The organism is Sorangium sp. So ce385 (assembly GCF_051474135.1).
GTDB lineage: Bacteria > Myxococcota_A > Polyangia > Polyangiales > Polyangiaceae > Sorangium > Sorangium cellulosum_D.
The window spans coordinates 10,440,689-10,461,978 of the sequence record NZ_CP150337.1 but is presented as its reverse complement, the minus strand read 5'-3'; the positions used below and the strand labels follow the sequence as shown (position 1 = coordinate 10,461,978).

Annotated in this window: 17 protein-coding genes; 8 read left to right on the top strand and 9 right to left on the bottom strand. The window is 73.8% G+C overall.

Features of this window, described 5'->3' with window-relative positions; all coding sequences use genetic code 11:
* Positions 1 to 88 precede the first annotated feature (88 nt).
* The gene (locus WME83_RS38300; RefSeq protein WP_437314649.1) at positions 89 to 1,420 is read right to left on the bottom strand and encodes an amidohydrolase family protein; all 1,332 of its coding nucleotides are present in this window, start codon (positions 1,418 to 1,420) and stop codon (positions 89 to 91) included.
* An 801-nt stretch (positions 1,421 to 2,221) separates the two neighbouring features.
* On the opposite strand from WME83_RS38300, the gene WME83_RS38295 reads away from it, so the two are divergent.
* Positions 2,222 to 2,686: a hypothetical protein gene (locus WME83_RS38295; protein WP_437314648.1), complete on the top strand. Its 465-nt coding sequence runs from the start codon at positions 2,222 to 2,224 to the stop codon at positions 2,684 to 2,686.
* A 59-nt stretch (positions 2,687 to 2,745) separates the two neighbouring features.
* Here the strand turns inward: WME83_RS38295 and WME83_RS38290 are convergent, their stop codons facing one another.
* The 3 genes from WME83_RS38290 to WME83_RS38280 form a co-directional block, all read right to left on the bottom strand.
* On the bottom strand, positions 2,746 to 4,623 hold the full coding sequence (locus WME83_RS38290; protein ID WP_437314647.1) for an Hsp70 family protein: 1,878 nt from the start codon (positions 4,621 to 4,623) through the stop codon (positions 2,746 to 2,748).
* Positions 4,620 to 5,264: a DUF2760 domain-containing protein gene (locus WME83_RS38285; RefSeq protein WP_437314646.1), complete on the bottom strand. Its 645-nt coding sequence runs from the start codon at positions 5,262 to 5,264 to the stop codon at positions 4,620 to 4,622. Before WME83_RS38285 ends, WME83_RS38290 begins: the two co-directional genes overlap by 4 nt.
* Positions 5,265 to 5,401: 137 nt before the next feature.
* Positions 5,402 to 6,046, bottom strand: a complete 645-nt coding sequence (locus WME83_RS38280) for a hypothetical protein (RefSeq protein WP_437314645.1) — start codon at positions 6,044 to 6,046, stop codon at positions 5,402 to 5,404.
* A gap of 350 nt (positions 6,047 to 6,396) precedes the next feature.
* Here WME83_RS38280 and WME83_RS38275 point away from each other — a divergent pair, with 350 nt between their 5' ends.
* The 3 genes from WME83_RS38275 to WME83_RS38265 all read left to right on the top strand — a co-directional run bounded on the left by WME83_RS38275 (position 6,397) and on the right by WME83_RS38265 (position 10,493).
* Positions 6,397 to 6,609 carry a twin-arginine translocase TatA/TatE family subunit gene (locus WME83_RS38275; protein WP_129578729.1) on the top strand — a complete coding sequence of 71 codons (213 nt, stop codon included), beginning with the start codon at positions 6,397 to 6,399 and terminating at the stop codon, positions 6,607 to 6,609.
* 85 nt (positions 6,610 to 6,694) lie between these two features.
* A complete protein-coding gene (locus WME83_RS38270; protein ID WP_437314644.1) occupies positions 6,695 to 9,856 on the top strand; it encodes an MXAN_5808 family serine peptidase in 3,162 nt (1,053 codons plus the stop codon).
* Positions 9,857 to 9,938: 82 nt separating this feature from the next.
* Positions 9,939 to 10,493 carry a TerB family tellurite resistance protein gene (locus tag WME83_RS38265; protein WP_437314643.1) on the top strand — a complete coding sequence of 185 codons (555 nt, stop codon included), beginning with the start codon at positions 9,939 to 9,941 and terminating at the stop codon, positions 10,491 to 10,493.
* A gap of 66 nt (positions 10,494 to 10,559) precedes the next feature.
* Here the strand turns inward: WME83_RS38265 and WME83_RS38260 are convergent, their stop codons facing one another.
* Positions 10,560 to 10,853 (bottom strand): hypothetical protein, encoded by a 294-nt coding sequence (locus WME83_RS38260; RefSeq protein ID WP_437314642.1) that lies wholly within the window; start codon positions 10,851 to 10,853, stop codon positions 10,560 to 10,562.
* Positions 10,854 to 10,935: 82 nt separating this feature from the next.
* Here WME83_RS38260 and WME83_RS38255 point away from each other — a divergent pair, with 82 nt between their 5' ends.
* Positions 10,936 to 11,901 carry a uroporphyrinogen-III synthase gene (locus WME83_RS38255; RefSeq protein ID WP_437314641.1) on the top strand — a complete coding sequence of 322 codons (966 nt, stop codon included), beginning with the start codon at positions 10,936 to 10,938 and terminating at the stop codon, positions 11,899 to 11,901.
* Here WME83_RS38255 and WME83_RS38250 read toward each other — a convergent pair.
* Entirely contained in the window at positions 11,889 to 12,713 is an 825-nt protein-coding gene (locus WME83_RS38250; protein ID WP_437314640.1) for a hypothetical protein, read from the bottom strand. The genes WME83_RS38255 and WME83_RS38250 overlap by 13 nt on opposite strands.
* An 89-nt stretch (positions 12,714 to 12,802) precedes the next feature.
* Positions 12,803 to 15,568, bottom strand: a complete 2,766-nt coding sequence (locus WME83_RS38245; RefSeq protein WP_437314639.1) for a tetratricopeptide repeat protein — start codon at positions 15,566 to 15,568, stop codon at positions 12,803 to 12,805.
* A 559-nt stretch (positions 15,569 to 16,127) separates the two neighbouring features.
* On the opposite strand from WME83_RS38245, the gene WME83_RS38240 reads away from it, so the two are divergent.
* The 3 genes from WME83_RS38240 (at position 16,128) to pdxA (ending at position 19,729) form a co-directional block, all read left to right on the top strand.
* On the top strand, positions 16,128 to 17,573 hold the full coding sequence (locus WME83_RS38240; protein WP_437314638.1) for a TldD/PmbA family protein: 1,446 nt from the start codon (positions 16,128 to 16,130) through the stop codon (positions 17,571 to 17,573).
* Positions 17,574 to 17,681: 108 nt separating this feature from the next.
* Positions 17,682 to 18,626: a winged helix-turn-helix domain-containing protein gene (locus WME83_RS38235; RefSeq protein WP_437314637.1), complete on the top strand. Its 945-nt coding sequence runs from the start codon at positions 17,682 to 17,684 to the stop codon at positions 18,624 to 18,626.
* On the top strand, positions 18,623 to 19,729 hold the full coding sequence (pdxA, locus tag WME83_RS38230) for a 4-hydroxythreonine-4-phosphate dehydrogenase PdxA (protein WP_437314636.1): 1,107 nt from the start codon (positions 18,623 to 18,625) through the stop codon (positions 19,727 to 19,729). The genes WME83_RS38235 and pdxA overlap by 4 nt, the downstream gene beginning before the upstream one ends.
* A gap of 57 nt (positions 19,730 to 19,786) precedes the next feature.
* Here pdxA and WME83_RS38225 read toward each other — a convergent pair whose 3' ends face one another.
* Together WME83_RS38225 and dtd are read right to left on the bottom strand one after the other, a co-directional pair.
* Entirely contained in the window at positions 19,787 to 20,767 is a 981-nt protein-coding gene (locus WME83_RS38225) for a ketopantoate reductase family protein (RefSeq protein WP_437314635.1), read from the bottom strand.
* Between the two features lie 71 nt (positions 20,768 to 20,838).
* Positions 20,839 to 21,288: a D-aminoacyl-tRNA deacylase gene (gene dtd / locus WME83_RS38220; RefSeq protein ID WP_437314634.1), complete on the bottom strand. Its 450-nt coding sequence runs from the start codon at positions 21,286 to 21,288 to the stop codon at positions 20,839 to 20,841.
* Between the last annotated feature and the right edge of the window lie 2 nt (positions 21,289 to 21,290).

Sequence of the window (21,290 nt, the reverse complement as noted above, 5' to 3'; positions counted from 1 at the left end):
GCGTCTCTGGTTCCAGGGGAGGTCTTGCCGACCTCCCCGGGGCCTGCCGTGCGTGGACAATCCGAGACGAGCTTGGGAGAGAGGGGGGTCAATCGCCCTGCGGTGAAGCGACCCACCTCCCGTTCAACATGACCCGATTCACGCGGCGCATCGCGCGGATATCCGCGAGCGGGTCGCCCTCGATCAGGACGAGGTCGGCGAGCTTGCCCGGCTCGACGCTGCCGAGCCGATCGTCGATGCGGAGATACCTGGCGTTCTCCAGCGTGGCGGCGACGAGGACCTCCATGGGCGATAGGCCGCTCTCGACGAGCAGCTCCATCTCGCGCTGATACGCCCACCCGCGCGCGGCGCCCGGCACCGCGCCGTGAGAGCCGACGACCACCCGCACGCCGGCGCGGCGCGCGGCGGCGGTGAGCTTCATCATGGTCTCGAAGCCGCGCACCTCGGCCTCGATCACCCCCTGGCCGCCAGCGCGGCGCTCGAAGATGGCGAGCGTGGGGGTGACGAAGGTGCCGCGGGCCGCGAGCAGCCGGAGCAGCTGGGCGGTCCGGGGCGCTCCGAGCGAGATGCCGCGGAAGATCTCGTAACGGCCAGGAAAGCGCGCCTCGTTCTCGGCGATCACCGATTGCCGGTACCGCTCCGCCTCGCGCGGCGGCACGAGCGCCGTCCCCAGCGAGGTGATGTGCTCGATGCCGTCCAGCCCCGCCCGGGCCGCCGCCGCCGCGTCCACCGTCTCCAGGTGGCCGACGGCGACCACGCCGCGGGCGTGCGCGGTCTGCGCGACGGCCTCGACGAGCCCGAGCGGCAGCCGGAAATAGACCTTGATCCCCGACGCCCCGCGCTCGACCAGCTGCTCGACCGCCCAGCGCGCCTCCGCCGCGTCGCGCACCAGCATCGCGCTCTCCGGGTAGGCGGGGGCCGGCGCGTCGAGCATCGGACCCGTCAAGAAGAGCCGCGGCACCGGGCCGCGCCGGCGCGCGGCGTCGTACGCCTCGATCCAGTTCCCCGGCTCGCGCAGCGAGGTGACGCCGCGCTGGAGGACGAGGCCGGGCAGCCCGTCGTCGCCGCCGAGGTGGAAATGCGCGTCGATGAGGCCAGGCAGGACCCAGACCCCCGCGCCGCGGACGATCTCCGCGCCCGCCGGGACGTCCGTGGCGGCGCGCGCGCCCGCGGCCACGATGCGGTCGCCGCGGACCACGACGGTGGCGTCCCGCACGGGCGGCCCCCCGCGGCCGTCCACGAGCGTGGCCCCGACGATCGCGACGGAGTGCGCGGCGTCCGGCCGCGCGGGGGGGTTGAGCTCCCGCGCGGGCGGGAGCTTCGGCGGCCCTTCCGGCGAGGGCCACTGCACGGGCGCGCTCGCGCAGGCGCACAGGCCCGCGAGCGCCGCCAACAGACACACGCGCAACCGAAAGCTCATCGTGCCCTCCCCCGTGTCCACCGACCGCGACGGGCCACGCGAATCGCCGGAGCCCCGCGACGCGCGTGGTGCCGTATCGCTCTCGCCCAGCGCGCGCGCCCGCGGGCGAGGCCGGATGCTGCGATCGTGCGCGATTGCGCGCGTCGCACCGCTGATCATAGCATCTCCGGCCCGCAGGGCCGCGATCACGAGCGCTTTCCAACTTCCACCTTCAACTCGAAGGCGCGCTCCCGTCGACGTCCGCCTCCGTCTCCAGATTCGCTCGATGCATCGAGTCGCGGCGACGCCGCTGGCGCCGCCGGCGCATGACCAGGGCCTGTCCGGGCTGCGGCGCGCCGCGTTTCGTGGAGCACAGGGAGGCTCGGAACTCGCGACTTGCTGGATTCGGCGCGGCGCCCCGACACCTTTGCAGGTGCGCAGCGCGCGTGAGCGCAGGCGCCGTGGTCGCGGAAATGGGCGCTCGCCGCAGGAGGGCGACTTCGAGGGCGCGATGGCGCGGCGCCGGCGTCAGGCGATTCCCGAATCGTGCAGGCGTTGCCGGGCTCGTCCGCGGTGCTCATGCGATGGTGTTTGGGTCGCATTGGCTCGGCCGGAGCGCGGGCAGTCGATTCGGCGGGCCGCGTCGAGATAGTTGAGCGTCACAGCCGGGGTGGAGTAGTGTGCCGCCGCTGGCGCGCGGGATAGGCCGCGACCGGCAGGTCCCGTCGGGACCGGCTGACGAAGCGACTCTTGAAGACTGGCGCTCATTCAAGCGCGCTGGAGGACATCATGAAGAACATCAAACTTATCAGCGTTGGCTCGATGGCTCTCATCCTTGGCGCGGCCGCCTTCTCCGCGGGGTGCGCGGACGACGAGTCCGGCGGGACCACCACGAGCAGCACGAGCGCCACGTCCGGCACGACCGGCACGGGGGGCGCGGGCGGCGAAGGCGGCAGCAACGAGGGCGGCAGCAACGAGGGCGGCAGCAACGAGGGCGGCAGCAACGAGGGTGGGGCCGACGCGGCGTGCGTGAGCTGCTCGGCGCCCCTGCTCCTCGGGGCCAACCCGGACGATCTGTGCGAGTCCTCGGTGGAGGCGTACGACGCCATCACGACGTGTATCTGTACGGAGTGCGGCGCGGCCGAGGGCGATCCCTGCTACGACTCCTGTACTGGCGACGCGACGCCGAGCGAGGACTGCACGACCTGCGGCTCCGAGGCGGCCCTCGAGGACGGGGGCGCTTGCAAGACAGAGGGCGACGCGTGCATCGCCGACGAGGGCGAGTGAGCCCCGCGCCCTGAGGCCCGCGGAGCCGGTCCGAACCCGGATCGGCTCCGCGCCGGCCGTCACGCCTCGGCGCGCACCGACAGCTCGATCCGCCAGCGCTCGTTCGGCTTCTGCGCCTCGCGCGGGATCGCCTCGAGGAGCAGCGTCCCCACCTCGGTGACCGAGGCGCGCAGCTGCACCGGCACCATGTCGCCCTCGCGGCGGCCCTCGGCGGGCAGGGTGACCTCGATGGGGGAGAGCTCCTCGAGCTCGCCGGGCTTCCAGTCCTCGAGCTCGGTCCCCGCCTGGTCGTCCCGGCGCACCGACGAGCTGAAGAAGCGGAAGCGCACCGGCTCGCCGACGACGACGCCGAACTCCTGCGGCGGCAGCGTCGCCTCCGTGCCCTCCTCCATGCCGAACGGCGCGAGGCAGAGCGCCGTGATCGGCGGCTCCAGGCCGGGCACCGCGGGCACGGCCCCCTCGATGCCCACGTAGTAGGCCCGCGCCGTCCCGCCGCGGATCCTGAGCCCCCGGCCGCGCCGCGCGAGCCCGTAGGCGGCGGCGCCGCGCGCGACCGCGAGATCCAGGTCGTCGATCGGGAGCACCCGCGGCCGGGGCGCGCCGTCCTCCTCGAGCCAGGCGCCGAGCGTCGCGAGCAGCCGCTCGCGCAGCGCCGCGCTCTTCATGACGCCCCCGTTGAAGAGCACCGCCGTCGGGTGCAGGAGCAGCGGCGCGCGGCCGGCCTCGGCGGCCTCCGCGCCCCTCGGGACGAACCCCTCGAGCTTCCCCGTCGCGCCGGCCTGCCGCCCCAGGAACGCGGCGAGGTGGCGGGTGATCGCCGGGTCCTGCGCGTACGGCAGGCCGAGCTGCGTCAGGCCGGCGCGCGCGCGCGTCGCCGGGCGGGCGGAGGACGGGACCTCCGGGAAGAACCCGTCCACGAGCGTCCGCGTGATCTCGTCGCGCGTGAGCGCCGTCCGGATCGACGCCCCGAGCAGCTTCGAGCCGCGGCCGGCGATCACGATCGGCGCCTCGGTCATCGACGGATCGCCGAGCAGCCGCTCCTTGGCGACGCGCGCCGCGTGGGTGAGCGACGTCATCTGCCAGCGGTCGAGCTCCTTGCCCTCGGCCGCCAGCTTGGCCTTCACGACGTGCGCGAGCGCGAGGTCCATGTTGTCGCCGCCGAGCAGGATGTGGTCGCCGACCGCCACGCGGACGAGCTCGAGCGAGCCGTCGCGCGGGACCGCGGCGATCGCGGAGAAGTCGGTGGTGCCGCCGCCGACGTCGACCACGAGCAGCACGTCGCCCGGCTGGAGGTGCTTGCGCCACGCCTCGCCGGACGCGTCGATCCAGGCGTACACGGCCGCCTGCGGCTCCTCGAGCAGCGTGAGGTCCTCGAACCCCGCGGCGCTCGCCGCCTCGACGGTGAGGTCGCGCGCGGCGGCGTCGAACGACGCGGGCACGGTGATCACGATCTCCTGCTTCGCCAGGGCGAGCTCCGGGTCGTCCTTCGCGAACAGGTGGTCCCACGCCTCGGTGAGGTGCTCGAGGTACCGCCACGACGCCTCGACCGGCGAGATCTTCTCGATGTCCTCGGGCGCGCCGACCGGCAGGGTCGGCCCGCGCCGGTCGATGCCCGGGTGGCACAGCCAGCTCTTCGCGCTCGAGATGAGGCGCGCCGGCGCGTCGGCCCCGCGGGCGCGGGCGTGCTCGCCGACCGCGAAGCGCCGCTCGGCGTCCCACGGCAGCGCCTGGACGCCCTCGCTCTCGTGGGGGATGTACATGAACGAGGGCAGGAGCGGCCGCGCCTCGAGCGTGCCCTGCGCCACGAGCTGCGGCACTTCCAGCACCTCGGGCGACGGCGTGAGCCGCGGGTCGGCGCCGTCCTCGGGGAGGCGCGCGTAGGCGAGCGCGCAGTGGGTGGTGCCCAGATCGATGCCGATGATGTAACGCGCGCTCACAGCTCGACCTCCGCGGGGGCGATGATGCTGGCGTCGTGGCCGGCGACCGGCGTGGGCAGCGAGAGCTCGTCGGCGCGCCAGCCCCGGTGGCGCAGCACCCCTCGGTACGGCGCGCTCCCGGACACGTTGCCGATGAGCTTGACCTCGGACGGGTTGTAGCCGGCCTCGAGCGTCACCTTCGCCCCCTCCTCCTCGCGCCGCACGGGCGCGAGCTTCGCGTGGCTGCGCAGCGCCTTGCGGCAGCCCTCATGGACCATCCTCGCCGCCACGCCGACGTCCGCGTCGCCGAAGGAGGCGATGTCCTGCTCGAGGAAGTCGACGAGCCGCCCTTCGCGCTGCAGCAGCGAGAGCAGCTGCATCGCCGAGCTCACGCCGGGCGCGGCAGCGGGCGCGGGCGCGGGCGCCGCGGGCGCAGGCGCGGCCACGGTCTCCGCGGCTTCGGCGGCGGGCGGCGCTCCGGCGGCTCGAGGCCGCTCCAGCTGGCGCGGCTCGGCCCGCTCGGCCGGCGGCAGGGCGGCCGCCTCGCGCGCCTGCCAGGCCCGCGCGGCGAACTGCGGATCGAACAGCACGCGGAAGAAGCATGCGAAGGCGAACCAGAGCCGCGTGGACCAGGGGAGCGGGGGATCGTGGAGATCGGCCACGGCGAGAGCCTAACGCCGAGCGTCGCGTTGGGTACAGAGACCGGCGCGCCGGGCAGGGGGGCGGAGGGCCCGGATCGCCGTCCGGCCCGGCGCTGCCCCGGTCGGAAGGATCGCCGTCCGGCCCGGCGCTGCCCCGGTCAGAAGGACGCCCGGAGGACGGGAACGCGGAGCTCGTGCCCCTGCGCCACGCCGAACTTGAACATCTCGTCCTGCGAGTACAGCGGCCTGAGCGAGAGCGCGGGCATGCCGAGCGCGACCCGGCGCGGCGAGACGTCGACGAGGCCGAGCCGGGGCTCTTCCCAGCGGGTGCCCCGGAGGAGCGGCGCCGCGTCCGTCGTGATCTGGACGTTGACGCCCGGCTGGGGAGGCTCGGCGGCCGGCTCGTTGCGGATCGGCTCGCTCTGGTCGTTCCCCGGGGGCTTGTACGCGGTGGCGTTGAGCGTGACGACGAGGGTCGGGATGACGAGCGCCATGCCGCCGGCGAGCATGTAGAGCGGCACCTCCGCGGGCGGCTCCGAGGCCTCGATGAAGTAGCCGGCGACGCCGCCGCCCACCGCGCCGAGCCCGCCGAAGACGAGGTACGGCCAGGCGCGCTCGACCCCGATGGCCCCCATGGTCAGCATCACGACCTCGCCGCCGAGCAGCGCGCCGCCGACGATCCCCTTGCCGTCGACGCTCACCGGGTCGCTCGCCTGCTGGGCGCTCGCGCGCTCGGGAGCGCCGGCGAGCACCGCCGCCGCCACCGACGCTCCTGCCAGATACTGCGCTGCCTTTCGATTCATGCGGTTGATCGGCATCGTGTTTTCCCCGTCTCGATGGTCGCGGGGCCCGCGAGGGCTCCCGCGCAGGACCGCCGCCGGCCGCGCGTCGCGCTCGCGCCCGGTCCGGCCGGCTGGCCGGCGGCCCTGGCTGAGCCGTCGCGCCGTTCTCGATTTGTGAACCGCTGACGGAGCGAGTGCGCGCGCGCGTCCCATCTCCGCCAGCGAAGCCGGTTGAGCGAGCCTAGCACGGGTTTCGAGGCACCGAGCGCTGCATTGCCCGTGCGGAGGATGGGTGGTATGGGTCCACCGGTGTCGGGCGGTGGCCCGCCACCTGTCGCCGCGCGCGCGGCAGCCTTCGAGGGAAGATCGCTATGGGCCGCATCGGACCGCTGGAAATCGCCCTTCTCATCGGGCTCGCCTTGCTCCTCTTCGGCGCGGGGAGGATCGCTGACATCGGCAAGGGGATCGGCGAGGGCATCCGGAACTTCAAGAAGGGCATCCGCGACGACGAGGAGGAGGACGCCGCCAAGCAGCTCCCCGCGAAGCCCGACGTGAAGGAAGAGGACACCCACAAGCCCGTGTAGCGCCCGCGCCGGACGCGGCGCTCGAGGGCGGGGCGGGTCGACGTCGGTCGACGCTCGCCGGCGCGCGTCTATACTCGAGCGCCGTATGCCCCACCGACTCCTGGAGCGCATCGTCAAGGCGCTCGTTGTCTCCGCCGCGTTCCCGCTGGCAGCGTACTTCGTTCTTCAGTTCGGCCCCGGGGGGCTCTGGCGTGGGTTCGAGCCGGCGCTCGCGGTCACCGGGCAGGTGGCCAAGGCGCCGTACGACCTCACCCGCCTCGAGGCCGTGAACGAGACGCTCAAGATGATCCGGGACAAGTACGTCGAGCCGGATCGCGTCAAGCCGAAGGAGATGCTGCTCTCGGCGCTGAACGCCGTGCAGCGCGACGTCGCGCAGGTGATCGTCCTCAACGAGGATCCCAACGAGGTCACCGTCCGCGTCGAGACCAGCGAGAAGAAGTTCCGGATCGACAACATCCAGGGCCCCTGGGACGTCTCCGCGCGCCTCCGCGAGGTCTTCGCCTTCCTGCAGAAGAACCTCCGCGGCACGGAGGTCGATCTGCGCGACGTCGAGTACGCCGCGTGCAACGGCATGCTGCACACGCTCGACCCGCACTCGTCGTTCCTGAGCCCCGAGGCGTACAAGGAGATGAACCTCTCCACGTCGGGCGCGTTCGGCGGGCTCGGCGTCGTGATCTCGATCCGCGATCAGATGCTCACCGTCCTGAACCCGATGCCCGACACGCCCGCGGGCCGGGCGGGGCTCAAGCGGCTCGATCGGATCGTGAAGATCAACAACGAGTCGACGCTCAACATGCCGCTCGACGACGCCGTGCGGCGGCTCCGCGGCGATCCCGGCACCGCGGTCACCGTGTGGGTGACCCGCGACGGCGAGGGCGGCTGGCAGGGGCCGAAGGCGTTCGAGCTGACCCGCGAGGTGATCAAGGTCCGGTCCGTCGAGTCGCGCGCGCTCGACGGCGGCATCGCCTATGTCCGGCTCAAGACGTTCCAGGCGACGTCGACCGCGGAGCTCGACGCGGCGCTCGACGGGCTGCGCGCCAAGGGCCAGCTGAAGGGGCTCGTGCTCGACCTGCGCGGCAACCCGGGCGGCCTGCTCGATCAGGCCGCGCGCATCGCCGACAAGTTCCTCGCCGACGGGGTCATCGTCTCGACGGTCGGCGCCTCCGAGGGGCGCGAGGAGAAGCGCGCCAAGGGCCCCGGCACCGAGCCGCCGTACCCGATCGTGGTGCTCGTGAGCGGCAACAGCGCGAGCGCGAGCGAGATCGTGGCGGGCGCGCTGAAGAACAACGACCGCGCCGTCATCGTGGGCTCGCAGACGTTCGGCAAGGGCAGCGTGCAGCTCGTCTTCCCCGACGTCACGGCGGAGAAGGCGGCCCTCAAGCTGACGATCGCGCAGTACCTGACGCCGGGCGACGTCTCGATCCAGGGCGTCGGGGTCACGCCGGACATCGAGCTCGATCCGATGACGGTCGACGAGCTCGAGATGGATCTCACCGTGCAGAAGGACGGGATCCGGGAGCGCGACCTCTCGGCGCACCTCTCGAACGCGCGGGCGGCGGCGGCGGGCAAGCCGTCCGAGGTCGTCCGCTACCAGCTCACCAGCGCCGATCGCGAGGAGATGCGCGATCGCGGGGGCGACATCGACGAGGACTTCGCCCTCGACTTCCCCATCCGCTTCGCGCGGGAGCTCGCGACGCGGATGCCGCCGAGCACCCCGAGGATCCAGCAGCTCCGGGCCGTGCACGACTACATCGAGCAGGTCGGCAAGGAGGAGCTCGGCAAGGTCGCGGCCGAGCTGGGGAAGCTCGGCGTCGACTGGTCCGACGCGCCCGAGGCCGCGACGACGGCGGCCGCGACGGCGGCGGCCAAGTCCGAGCTCGACGTGAAGGTCGAGACCGATCGCCCGAACGCCGAGGTGGTCGCCGGCCAGCCGATGGAGCTCAAGGTCACGGTCAAGAACAACGGCAAGCAGCCGGTCTACCGCCTCCGCGGGACGACGGAGAGCGACAACCTGTACTTCGACAGCAAGGAGCTCATCTTCGGCAAGATCGGCCCCGGCCAGACGAAGACGGCGAAGGCGCCGCTCGGCTGGTGCGAGGTCGAGGGGCGGAAGGTCGGCTCGACGAGGCCGCGGAAGGCGAACGAGAAGCGCGTCTGCAAGATCCCGATGGACGCCCTCTCGCGGAGCGACGGGCTCAAGGTGAAGTTCGAGGTCGCCGGCGCGCCGGAGCCGCCCGCCGTCGAGATCCGGCCCACGGTGCGCGCGCTCGACCGGCCGCTCTTCCAGTACGCCTACCAGATCGTCGACGACCGCGAGGGCAACGGCGACGGGCTCATCCAGAAGGGCGAGCGGGTCAGCATGTACCTGACCGTCAAGAACGTCGGCAAGGGGCCGTCGTACGAGACGCAGGCGAACATCGCGAACCTCTCCGGCGACGGGCTCCTGCTGCACGCCGGGCGCTTCGACGTCTCGAACATCAAGCCGGGCGACGTGCGCAAGGTGGTCTTCAGCTTCGACGTCGAGCCGCAGCTGTCCGAGCCCGAGGCGACCCTCTCGCTCTCGGTGGGCGATCGCGATCTCCGCGAGTTCGCCAGCGAGAAGGTGAAGATCCCGATCTCGCCGCGCGTGCAGCTCACGGGCGGCGGCTCCACGGTGAAGGCCGGCGCGCAGGGGGCGACGCTGCTCCCGTCGCCGGAGGCGAGCGCGCGCGGCTTCGGTCGGCTCCCGGCGGGCGCCGTGGTCAAGGTGCTCGGCGAGGCGCCCGGCGGGTTCCTCAAGGTCGATCTCGGCGCGGGCCGCTTCGCGTTCGTCGCGTCGCGGGAGGTGGGCCCGGGCGGCGGGCAGGCGCCCGCGGCGGTCGCGTTCGAGGACGTCTACTCGCACGCGCCGCCGACGCTCGACATCGCCGCCGCGGCGCTGGCGACGACCGCCGACACCGTGAAGATCACGGGGACGGCCGCGGACAGCGAGCGGCTCCTCGACACCTTCATCTTCGTCGGGTCGCGGAAGCTCTACTACAAGTCGAACCGCGACGGCGCGGACCCGAAGAAGGCCGACTTCTCGTTCGAGGCGCCGCTCCGGCCGGGGGTGAACGTCATCACCGTGGTCGCGCGCGAGACGCCCGACACCACGACGCGGCGCACGCTCGTGGTGCGCAAGGACGGGCCCGACGGCTCGATCTTGAAGACCCCGAAGTCCGACAACCCGGTGGACGACTGGATTGCGGACCGCGGGGGCGAGGACTAAGGCGCCCGGCATGGATGATGGTCGTCGAGGGCGGTGCGCCGCCGGGCTGCCCTGCCCGGCGAGGATCTGGTAGCCTCATCCCGTGGGACTCCTCGCCTGGCTGGGCCTGAAGCAGGGGGGCTCGTTCCCGAACCTCGACGCCCTCCTGAAGGAGCTCCGTACGGCGCTCCCGGACGACGAGGCGGTGGTCCTCCGCTACATCGCGACCGTCATCGTCCTGCTCGGCAAGGTCGCCTGCGTCGACGGCCGGTTCTCCGACAAGGAAGACGAGCTGCTCCGCGAGCTGCTCACGCACGTCGACGGCCTCGCGCCGAGCGGGGTCGACGCGGTGTTCAACGCCCTCCAGGGCAAGCTGCCCGCGCTCCAGGAGGGCGAGGTCGACCGCTGCTACCGCGAGCTCAAGGCGCTCTGCAACGCGAGCGAGCGGGTGGAGGTCGTGCGCCTCCTGATCCGGCTCGCGGCGGCGGACGGCGCGCCCACGCCGGCCGAGCGGGCCGAGATCGAGAGCATCGCCGAGGAGCTCGGCGTCTCGCTCGCCGACATCGAGCCGGACCTCTCCGTGCAGGCCGGCGGTCAGGCCGGCTCCCCGGCCCCGCCGGACGATCGCGGCGAGCCCGGCGGCGGCATCCCGGCGTGATCAGCGGCGCCGCCCGCCCGATCGGCGGCGCCCCAGCGTGATCGGCGGCGCCATCCGGCGGAGCGGTCAGTCGCGCGCGTCTCGCTGCTCGGCGCTCGGGTCGGGGCTCGACGCGCGGCTCGCCCGGCGCTGCTTCAGCGCCGTCAGCGTCACGAAGAGGACGAACAGGACGGCCCCGAGCACCGCCACGAGCGTGCCGAAGTTGAAGAGGTAGTGCGCGCCCTGCGCGCCGCCCACCCCCATCAGAAAGATGCCGAGCAGCGCGATGCCCGCGCCAATGGCGGGATCGGGGCCGACGTCGTTCTCCGAAGTCGCACGCGAGAGCCCGCTCCCCTGGACCCCGCCAGCCTCGTTGCTCATCGGATGGCTCACAGGAGGGAGCTTAGCAAACTGGTCAACCGCCCGAAACCCGCCTGCGCTGGACCCGGGCTATGCTGCGCGGGTGAGCACGCCCACGCACCCCCCGAACGACCGTCCCTCCCGTCCCGCGTCGCCTGACTTCGCTGGGCGCCGCGTCATCACCTTCGAGAGCCGCCGCGCCGCCGAGATGGCCTCGTTGATCCAGCGGTACGGCGGTGTACCCGTCACGGCGCCGACGCTCCGCGAGGTGCCCATCGAGCGGAACGAGCGCGCGCTCGACTTCGCGCGGCGCCTCGCGGGCGCCGAGCTCGACCTCGTCATCCTGATGACCGGCGTCGGGACCCGCGCGCTCGTGGCCGAGGCGGCGCCCGCGCTCGAGCCGGCCCACGGCGGCGACGGCGCGCCCGACGCCGACGCAGGCGCCCAGGGCGTATCCCTCCTGGCCGCGGCGCTCTCGTCGGTGCAGCTCGTCGTGCGCGGCCCCAAGCCGGCCGCGGCGCTGCGCGAGCTCGGCGTGACCCGCTTCGTCACCGTCCCGGAGCCGAACACCTGGCGAGAGATCCTCGAGGTCGTCCGCGGGCTCGGCGACCTGAGCGGCAAGCGCATCGCCGTGCAGGAGCACGGCGCGCCGAGCCACGAGCTCTACGCCGGGCTCGAGGCGGCCGGCGCCCGCGTCACCCCGGTGCCGGTCTACCGCTGGGCGCTCCCGGAGGACACCTCGGCGCTCCGGCAGGCGCTCCGCCTCCTGGCCGACGGCGGCGCGGCGATCACGCTCTTCACGAGCCGCGCGCAGGTCGAGCACGCGCTCCTCGTGGCGGCCGAGGAGGGGCTCGTCGACCGACTGCGCGCCGGGCTCGCGCGGGGCATGGTGGCGTCGATCGGGCCGGTCTGCACGGAGGCGCTGCGCGCCGAGGGCATCGAGCCCGACGTCGAGCCCGAGCACCCGAAGATGGGCCACCTGGTCCGCGCGGCGGCCGTGCGCTCGGGCGAGGTCCTCGCCCGCAAGGAGAGCCAGGGCGACGCGCCTCCGCCCGCTCAGTCTTCGTAGTCGTCGCCCTCGCCGTCGTCCTCGCCCTCGGACCGCGCCACCGTCGCCGGCCGCGGCGCGAGGCCGGGCTCCGCGCCGGCGGCGGCCACGGGCGCGCTCGGCCGCGCGTCCGCGTGGCCCCGGTCGACCAGCTCGGCGCGGTAGAGCACGCGCCCGTCCTCGGCGGTGATCTCGCCGCCCACGTCGCCCCAGGCGAAGTCGTCGCTCTGGAGCGTGCGCATCGTCGCCTTCGTCCTGCCGATGCGCACGCGGAAGCTGGTCTTCTGGCACGCGATGGCGCCGCCGCCGACCTCGACGTTCACCGCCTCGGTGCCGAGCACCTCCTCGTTCTCGTCGGCGGCGAGCGCGGTCTTGGCCATCATCGCGTCGTACGCCGCGAGGGTCGCGGGCCGCTCGGCGCCGCCGTCGATCCACGCCGCGCCGAGGATCTCGCCGCGCCGGCTCGGCGCGTCGCTCATCCGGACGCGCAGCGCCTCGGTCTCCTTGCCGTCCTCGAGGGTCACGTCGACCACGAGGACGTCCCCCTCGCGCGCGACCACCCGCTGCGTGAGGAGCAGCGGCGTCCTCCGGAAGCTGCCCGAGAACCGGTAGGCCACGTAATCGCCGGGCGCGCGCGCGGGCGGCGCCTCCTCCGCGGCCGGGGCGCTCGCGTCGGCCTCGCCCTTCGCGCGCTCCGGGGCCTCGCGCTCAGCCTGGACCGCTGCCTTGGCGGCGTCCTGCGGGCGGCCAGCTCGAGCGTTCGTTCCGATCCCGGCGCCGCAGCCGGCGGCCAGGAGCGAGGTGAGGGCGGCGAAGAGCAGCGGTCGGTTCATGCACCTCCGGTACATGAGGACGCCGGCCAGGGCCCAATTTCTGGCGTTCCGTGAGCGCGACGGGCCCGCGCGCGGCGCGCGGGCCGCGCTCAGGGCAGCTTGCCGCTCGGGAGGAGGTCGTCGAAGGCGGCGTCGAACTCGTCCGCGATCATCTCGGCGCCGACCGCGCGCGCGGCCGGCTTCGGGACGTCGATGCGGCGCAGCCGCTCCGCGACGCTGCCGCGCGGATCGCTGTAGCTCGGGCTCATCCGGGCGACGCGCTGGAAGTAGTAGAGCGCCTGCTCGGGGACGCCGCGCATCTCGTAGGCGTCCGCGATCTCGTACGTCAGCGCGAGCTCCTGCTCCACCGTCTTGTGCGAGGCGTGCAGCCCCCGGATGAGCGCGTCGATGCCCGCCTCGATGTTGCCCATCTGGAGGTAGGTGACGCCGATCATCGACTGGCAGACGCACTCTCGCCCGGGGTCGCGGGCGGCGAGCTCGAACTCGGCGATGGCGTCCGCGTAGAGGCCCATCTCCTTGTACGCGACCCCGAGATCGTAGTGCGTCGACGCGTCGCCCTCGGAGATCTGCGCCGCGACGCCGGCCTTGAACTGCTCGAAGACGCTCTCGACGCTGATCTGCCGAGGATCGTCCTGGACGCCCGTCACCGAGCCCGGCGCGACCTCGAGCTCGTCGATCATCTTGAGCGACTCGGCGATGTCGAACGCGCGGTCCTCGTCCGGCCGCTCGCTGCCGCGCGGGACGGCCCGCGTGCCGCTCTCGTTGTCGGTCGCCGCGCGCGCCCCGCGCGTCTCCGACGCGAGCTCGGTGACCTCGCGCAGCCGCTCCATCAAGAGCGGGTGGTTCGGCAGCCGCGCGAGCTGCTCCTCGAGGATGTTGCGCGCCTCCTCGAACATCCCGTGCTGCGCGAAGAACTCGACCTCCTCGAGCGCGTCCTCGTCGAGCGCGTCCGCGCGCCGCCCGGACCCCGGCGGCACGGAGCGCCCCGACGCCGGCCGGACCGACGCCGGCCGCGGCGGCGCCGGGCTGTACAGGGCCGGCGGCGCGGCGAGCACGGGGGGCGGCGGCATCGACGAGATCGGCGAGGGCGCCGGCGGCGCCTGCGACGCGGCGACCGCCAGCGGGTGCGCCGGCGACCGGCTCGGGTTGACCGACGCCGTCTCCTCCTCGTCGTCGATGTCCTCCAGCTCCTCGAGCGGCTCGACGTCCTCGACCTCCTCGACGTCGTCGATCGGGAAGCTCGGCAGCGGCGGCTCGTTCGCGAACGGATCGTCGAGGTGCGTGACGAGCTCGGGCCGCCTGGGGAGCGCCTCGACGACGCCGTCCTCGTCGAGGGTGTACGCGGGCAGCGGCGCGTCGGGATCGTAGAGGTCCTGGCTCGGCACCTCGGACGCGTACGCGTCGTTGGCCGTCGGCGAGACCTCCGCCCCGGTGTGCTCCTCGTCGGAGAGCTCGTCCTCCTGCGGCACGGCGTAGCCGAGGAGGTTGAGCATCTCGGTCGCCTGGGCGTGGCCGGGCTCGAGGAGCAGCACCTCGTCGAGGAGCCGCGCGGCGTCGTCGACGGCGCCCTCGCCGGACAGCTGCTGCGCGAACGCGAGCATCTGCTCGATGGCGCCGTCCTGGTCGCCCGCCTCGATGAGGATGTCGCAGAGCTTCTCGCGCAGCTCGCGCGCGGACGGCAGCCGGGCGACGCCGCCCTTCAGGAGGGCGACGGCCTTGTCGTACTGGCGTTCGCGCCGGAGGCTCTCGGCGTGCGCGACGAGCTGCCGCGGGCTCGTGACCGGGGCCGTCGACGGCTGCGCCGCGCGCAGCGGGATCGGCGCCGCGGACGAGGGCTCGGCGTCCTCGACCTCGAGCTCCTCGGCCTCGTCCTCGTCGTCCTCGTCGAGCTCGACGTCGATCGACGCGCGCGTGCCCCGCGAGGAGGGCACGAGCTGGGCCGCCAGCTGGCGCACGCCCTCGTCGTTCGGGGCGCGCGCGACCAGGGCGGAGACGAGGGCGGCGAACTGGTCGGCCCGCCCCGCCTCCTTGGCGATGCGCGCCGACTCCTTCTGCACCTCGATCGCCTTGGCCGGCTGCCCGAGCAGGTCGAACGCCCGGGCGAGGAGCGCCAGCGTCTCCAGGTCCCGCGGGTTCTCCTTGAACGCGATCTGCAGCTTGGTGAGGGCCGACATCCCGTCGCTCGGATCGCCGCGGTCGAGGTAGATCTCGGCGGCCATGCGGGCGAAGCGGGCGTCCGGGCGGTGCTGCAGCAGGCGCTCGACCACCTTCAGCGCGTCGTCGCGCCGGCCGAGCTTGAGCAGGAGCTCGGCCGCCGTCCCGAAGCGCTGGATCGCGCCGTCGTAGTCGCGGACGCGGATGAGCGCCTCGGCGAGGCGGAGGTAGGCGAGCGGGTTGTTCGGGTCGAGGTCGACGACCCGCTTGAAGATGTCGATCGCGTCGCGGTCGCGCCCCGCGCGGAGGAGGCGCGTCGCGACCTCGTCGTAGGCGGCGAGCGCGTCGCTCGTGAGCCCGAGCTGCGTGTAGATCTCGGCGAGGCGCGGGACGATGTGGCCGAAGCGGTCCTCGTACTGCGGGACGTGCTTGTGGATGATCTCGCGGATCTGCTTGTAAACGGCGATCGCCTTGAGCGCGAAGCCCTGGAGCGAGTAGAACTGGCCGACGCGCTCGTAGGTGGTGATCGCCTCGACGTACTCCTCCGTCTTCAGGTAGAGGTCGCCGATCTTGAGCAGCGTCCGGACGTCCTTCGGATCCTCCGCGACCAGCTTCTGGTACTCGGCGATCGCCTTGTCGTAGCGCTTCCGCTCGACAAGCTTCTGCGCGGTCTGGAGTACCTTGTCGCGATCGACCGCCACGGCGATGGGAATCTCCTACTGAGGACAGCGAGGCGTCGCTCGGGCGCCCCGCCGGGAGCCCTCGCTTCGCCATCTAAAAACACCTAGCCAATCCCGCTACCACGTACAAGCGCGCGGCTTCGGAAGTTCCGAAGCTACCGCCAAGGTGCTTGTTTGCAGCGCGCGCTCTCCGCGAACCCGCGGGGGCGAGCCCGCGGAGGGCGAACCCGCGGGGGCGAGCCCGCGGAGGGCGAGCCCGCGCGGGGACGCGGCGACCGCCTGGCGCGGTGGCCGCGAGCCCCCGCCCCGGTCGGACGCTGGGCGGTCCGGTCGAGGCGCGTCGACGAGCGCGCCCTACATCGTGACGTCGTAGGAGCGCGCCGAGCGGCCGGGGATTCGCGAAGATCGCGGAGAAGGCGGCAAACGCCGCCATCGACGCGAGGACGACTCGAAGCATAGCAGTCGAGCGGCCTTCTTGCACATTTCTGCATACATCTCCGCAGCCCGGCGCCCGGGCAGGGGCGCCCGGAGCGCTGCCGCTTCTCGACCGCCCCGGCGAATGGACCTAGAGTTGGGCACCATGTCGCGCAGCCAGGCCTACCGCGCCCCGTTCGCTCCTGGAGAAGAAAATGCCGTCGACGCCGCGCTTTGCGAGCGGCTCCTGTCGGTCGCCCTGTCGAAGGGGGGCGACTACGCCGACCTCTTCTTCGAGTACCGGGCGGGGGGCGGGTTCACCTTCGACGAGGGCATCCTCAAGGCGGCGTCGCGCGGGGTGTCGATGGGGGTCGGCGTCCGCGTCCAGCGGGGCGACGCGACCGGGTACGCCTACACCGAGGATCTCACGTGGGACGCGATGCGGCGCGCGGCCGAGACGGCGGCGCAGATCGCGACCGGCTCCGGCGGGACGGCGAGGATCGAGCTCCGGCGGCGCGAGCTGCCGAGCCGCTACGAGCTGCCCAGCATCTCGCTCGACGCCCCCGGGCTGGCGAAGCGCGCCCTGCTCGAGCGCGCGAGCGCCGCGGCGCTCGCCTACGACCCCAGCATCATCAAGGCCGAGGCCAGCTTCGTCGAGGAGGTGCGCGAGGTGCTCGTGGCCACGAGCGACGGGCGGATGGCGCACGACGTCCAGCCGCTCATCCGCTTCGGCGTGCGGGCGATCGCCGAGCGCGACGGCAAGCGCCAGGAAGGCTCGAGCGGCGGCGGCGGGCGCATGACGACGGCGTACTTCGAGGACAGGTCGCCGGAGTGGCACGCCAAGGAGGCGGCGCGGCAGGCGGTCGCGATGCTCGACGCGCGCGACGCGCCCGCCGGCGAGACGAACGTCGTGCTCGCCCCGGGCGACAGCGGCATCCTGCTCCACGAGGCCGTCGGGCACGGGCTGGAGGCGGACTTCAACCGCAAGGGGACCAGCAACTACGCGGGGCGCGTCGGCAAGGACGTCGCGAGCCCGCTCTGCACGGTGGTCGACGACGCGACCCTCCTCCAGTCGCGCGGCACGATCAACGTCGACGACGAGGGCAACGAGCCCGAGCGCAGCACGCTCATCGAGAACGGCAAGCTCGTCGGGTACATGCACGACCGGCTCTCGGCCCGGCACTACGGGCTCACGCCGACCGGCAACGGGCGGCGCGAGAGCTTCGCCTCCGCGCCCATGCCCCGGATGACGAACACCATCCTGCTCGCCGGCCCGCACGACCCCGAGGAGATCGTGAAGTCCGTGAAGCGGGGCGTCTTCGCGAAGAAGTTCGGCGGCGGCCAGGTCGACATCTCGAACGGCGACTTCGTCTTCTCGCTCACCGAGAGCTACCTCATCGAGGACGGGAAGCTGACCGCGCCGCTGAAGGGCGTGAACCTCATCGGCAACGGCCCCGAGGTGCTCCGGCGCGTCACCATGCTCGGCCACGACGTCGCCACCTCCGACGGCATCTGGACGTGCGGCAAGGACGGACAGAGCGTTCCGGTGGGTGTGGGCTGCCCCACAATCAAGATCGATCGCATCACGGTCGGCGGGACGCGGATCGGCTGATTTTCCAAGGCTGGAGCCCCGGGGGGAAGGTAAGCCCTGCAGCGGTGTTGGTGGGTTTAGCGCGGTGCGTCTTGTCGGCGCGCCGTGACACCCGTATACGGGGCGGACATGGCGCGTCGTTCGTTCATTGCCATCGTCGGACACGGACCTGACCTGGAGCGGGAGGAGGGCGCCGCATCGGTCTTGCGCTCGCTGGGCGCTGACGTTCGAACCCTGGATCTCTGGGATGATCCACCGCGGCTCTTCCACGACGACGAGAGCAAGGCGCGGGCGATCGTCGTCGAGGCGCTCGACCGGCCGGACCTGGCCGCGGCGGCGCTGCGCGCGCTGCGCCGCGAGCCCCGCCTCGAGGAGGTCGGCGCGCTCGTCGCGGTGAGCGTCGCGCAGATCGCGCGGATCGAGCCGTCGAGCGGCTTCGACGACTTCCTCCTCGTGCCGTACGTGCCGGCCGAGCTCTACGCGCGCGTGCGCCTCGTCGAGTGGCGCCGCAGCGAGTTCGCGACCGAGGAGCGGGTGAAGGTGGGCGCGATCGTCATCGACCGCGCGGCCCACGACGTGTCGGTCGGCGGCATGCACGTGCCGCTCACCGCGAAGGAGTTCGCGCTGCTCTCGTACGTGTGCGAACGCCGCGGGAAGGTTGTGTCGCGGACAGAGCTGCTCCGGCGCGTCTGGGGCAGCCAGTACGAGGGCGGCGCGCGGACCGTCGACATCCACGTGCGGCGCCTCCGGGCGAAGCTCGGCGCGGCGCTGCCGCTGGTCACGCTGCGCGGGGCCGGCTACCGGCTCGAGTCGCCGTTGCCCGGCTCCGGGGGTCCCGAGGGCGGCGACGCGGCGCGCGCGGCGCCGCGCGGCGCCGCCGGTGCGGAGGCTCACGGCGAGGAGCGCGGGGAGCCGCGCGACGAGGACGAGGACGAGGACGCCGACGACGAGGGCGACGAGGGCGACGAGGACGAGGACGGCGACGACGAGGAGGCCGCGCACGCGGAGCGGCGGTCGGCGTCGTCGGCGCACGACGCCGCCACGCCCGGCCGCGAGCGGCGCGTCACGCGATGACGTCGCCGGATCGCCGGGGTGCTGCCCGGACGACCGCCGCCAAGGGTCGCGGCGGCGCGGGGCGCGGCGGCAGCTCGCGTCGCGCCGCGGCGCCGATCGTCGCGATCAGCGTCGGGTGTCCCAGCGGCGTCGGCCCCGAGGTGGCCGTGGCCGGCGCGGCGTCCGTCGAGGGCGTGCGCTGCGTGCTCGTCGGCGACGAGGCGGTCCTGCGGCGGGCCGCGCGGCTCGTCCGGGTCGCGTCCCGCCGGCTGGTCGCGGTCGATGGGCGCGCCGCCATCGAGCGGCTCGATCCGGGCGCGATCGGCCTCTGGGCGGGCAGCGCGCGGCTCTCGCGGCCGAGCGCGTTCGGTCGGCCCGAGGCCGAGGACGGCGCGGCGCAGCTCGCGTGGATCGACGAGGCGACGGACCTGGTCCGCGACGGCGTCGCGGCGGCGCTGGTCACGGGGCCCGCGTCGAAGCACGCGATCGCGACGAGCGGCGCGCCGGGATCCGCGGACTTCCTCGGCCACACCGAGCACCTCGGCCGGCGGCTCCGCGCGCGCGAGGTCACGATGGCCTTCGCCTCGGGCAAGCTCGTGACCGCGCTCGTGACGACCCACGTGCCGCTGCGCGAGGTGCCCGAGGCGGTGAGCCCGCGCGAGGTGGCGCGCGCCTCGGTGTGGCTCGCGCGGCTGCTCGCCGATCTCGGCCGCGAGAAGCCGCGCGTGGCCGTCGCCGCGCTGAACCCGCACGCCGGCGAGGGCGGGCTCCTCGGCGACGAGGAGCAGCGGCGGATCGCGCCGGGCATCCGCCTCGCGGCGCGGCGGCTCGCGCGCTCGGGCCCGGCGGCGGAGCTGAGCGGGCCCGTCGGCGCGGAGACGGCGTTCCGGCTGGCGGCGCGGGGCGCGCTCGACGGGGTCGTCGCGATGTACCACGACCAGGCGACGATCCCGAGCAAGCTCCTCGGCTTCGGCGAGGCGGTGAACGTCACGCTCGGCCTGCCGATCGTGCGCACGAGCGTCGACCACGGGACCGCGTACGATCTCGCGGGCACGGGCAAGGCCGACCCGCGCGGGATGCGCGAGGCGATCGCGCTCGCGGCGCAGCTCGCGGCCGCGCGCTGAGGTGCGCCGGCATGTGAGCTGACGCGCGCCGGCACGCGAGCCGACGCGCGCCCGGGATCAGCGCGCGCCGGTGCGGCCCTCGATCAGGCTCATCAGCCGCTCGAGCGCGGGCAGGCTCACGCCGTGCTCGCGCCCCATCGCGAGCACGGCGGCGCCCATCGCGAGGTGCTGCGCGTGGAGCTTCGGGCCGAAGTGGGCGTCGAGGAACCGCAGCGCCTCGGGGGCCACGAGGCGCGCGAGCGCGACGCCGGGTTTCAGCGTGAACGGTCCGATGGCCCTGGTCAGCAGCTTCGTCCAGGGGGCGACCGTGCCGACGCGGTCCGCGAGCGCCGTGCACTCCCGGGTGGCCTCGAGCGCGGTGCCGAGCACGCCCTCGTCCTCGAGGAGGGCGCTCGTGCCGCCGCCCGCGTCGATGGCGGCGATCAGCGGGAAGAACGCGGTCGTGGTGGCGGCGTTCTGCGCGCCGACGTCCGGATCGAGCCTCGCCGGGAGATCCGCGCTCGTGAGGCGGCGCGCGAGCTCCTCCAGCAGCGGCCGCTCCGCGGGGGCGCCTCCCTCGTCGTCGATGAGCGTCGACGCGAACCCCACGATCCAGTAGCGGACGACGCCGCGCTCATCGAGGTAGCCCGAGACGCTCGGCATCGCGGGGGTGATGCGGCGCCGGGCGGCCTCCTCGAGGCTCGCGCGCTGCGGCGGCAGGAGCGGCGTGAGCACGACGACGGGGACCGAAGGCCCGCGGAGCAGGAGGTCCGCGACCGTCCTGCCCTCCGCGGGGCGCGGCGCCGCGCCGCCGGGGGCGAGCTGATCGAAGCGCACCGTGACGATCACGACCTCCGCGTCGGCCGGGATGTCGGCCGCGAGCCGCGGGCGCTCGAGCGTGTCGCGGCGATCGGCGCTGTTCACCTGCTCGATGACGAACGGCCGCGCGTCTCCGGCGCGCTCGGGCCGGACCACGAACGTGACGTCGTCTCCCTGGGCCGCGAGGCGCACGCCGTAGACCCGCCCGAGCGCCCCCGCGCCCACGATGCTGATCCGCATGGCGCCCCACGTAGCCCGCGCGACGCCGGGAGGGAAGGGGCGTCGGCCGCTCCGGGGAGCGGCGGGCGGCGTCAGAACGTCCGCTTCGAATCGATGAGGATGGTGACCGGCCCGTCGTTCTCGACGAACACGCGCATGTCGGCGCGGAAGCGGCCCGTGGCCACCTCGAGGCCGCGCGCCCGCAGGGCGGCGACGAAGCGCTCGTACAGCGCCTCGGCGCGCACGGGCTCCATGGCGCCGTCGAAGCTCGGCCTGAGGCCGCGCCGGACGTCGCCGAAGAGCGTGAACTGGCTGATCGCGAGCACGCCGCCGCGCACGTCCGCGAGCGCGCGCGACATCTTGCCGGCCTCGTCGCTGAACACCCGGAGGCCCGCGACCTTGTTCGCGACGTGGTCGGCGTCGGCCTCGTCGTCGTCCTTCGCGGCGCCGACGAAGGCCACGAGGCCGCGCTCGATCGCGCCGACCACCTGGCCGTCGACCTCGACGCGCGCGGCGAGCGCGCGCTGCACGACCGCGCGCATCG

Coding starts and splice junctions, on each gene's coding strand:
- WME83_RS38300 (WP_437314649.1), bottom strand. CDS start 1,420: ATGAGCTTTCGGTTGCGCGTGTGTCTGTTGGCGGCGCTCGCGGGCCTG.
- WME83_RS38295 (WP_437314648.1), top strand. CDS start 2,222: ATGGCTCTCATCCTTGGCGCGGCCGCCTTCTCCGCGGGGTGCGCGGAC.
- WME83_RS38280 (WP_437314645.1), bottom strand. CDS start 6,046: ATGAATCGAAAGGCAGCGCAGTATCTGGCAGGAGCGTCGGTGGCGGCG.
- WME83_RS38275 (WP_129578729.1), top strand. CDS start 6,397: ATGGGCCGCATCGGACCGCTGGAAATCGCCCTTCTCATCGGGCTCGCC.
- WME83_RS38270 (WP_437314644.1), top strand. CDS start 6,695: ATGCCCCACCGACTCCTGGAGCGCATCGTCAAGGCGCTCGTTGTCTCC.
- WME83_RS38260 (WP_437314642.1), bottom strand. CDS start 10,853: ATGAGCAACGAGGCTGGCGGGGTCCAGGGGAGCGGGCTCTCGCGTGCG.
- WME83_RS38250 (WP_437314640.1), bottom strand. CDS start 12,713: ATGAACCGACCGCTGCTCTTCGCCGCCCTCACCTCGCTCCTGGCCGCC.
- WME83_RS38240 (WP_437314638.1), top strand. CDS start 16,128: ATGTCGCGCAGCCAGGCCTACCGCGCCCCGTTCGCTCCTGGAGAAGAA.
- WME83_RS38235 (WP_437314637.1), top strand. CDS start 17,682: ATGGCGCGTCGTTCGTTCATTGCCATCGTCGGACACGGACCTGACCTG.
- pdxA (WP_437314636.1), top strand. CDS start 18,623: ATGACGTCGCCGGATCGCCGGGGTGCTGCCCGGACGACCGCCGCCAAG.
- WME83_RS38225 (WP_437314635.1), bottom strand. CDS start 20,767: ATGCGGATCAGCATCGTGGGCGCGGGGGCGCTCGGGCGGGTCTACGGC.
- dtd (WP_437314634.1), bottom strand. CDS start 21,288: ATGCGCGCGGTCGTGCAGCGCGCGCTCGCCGCGCGCGTCGAGGTCGAC.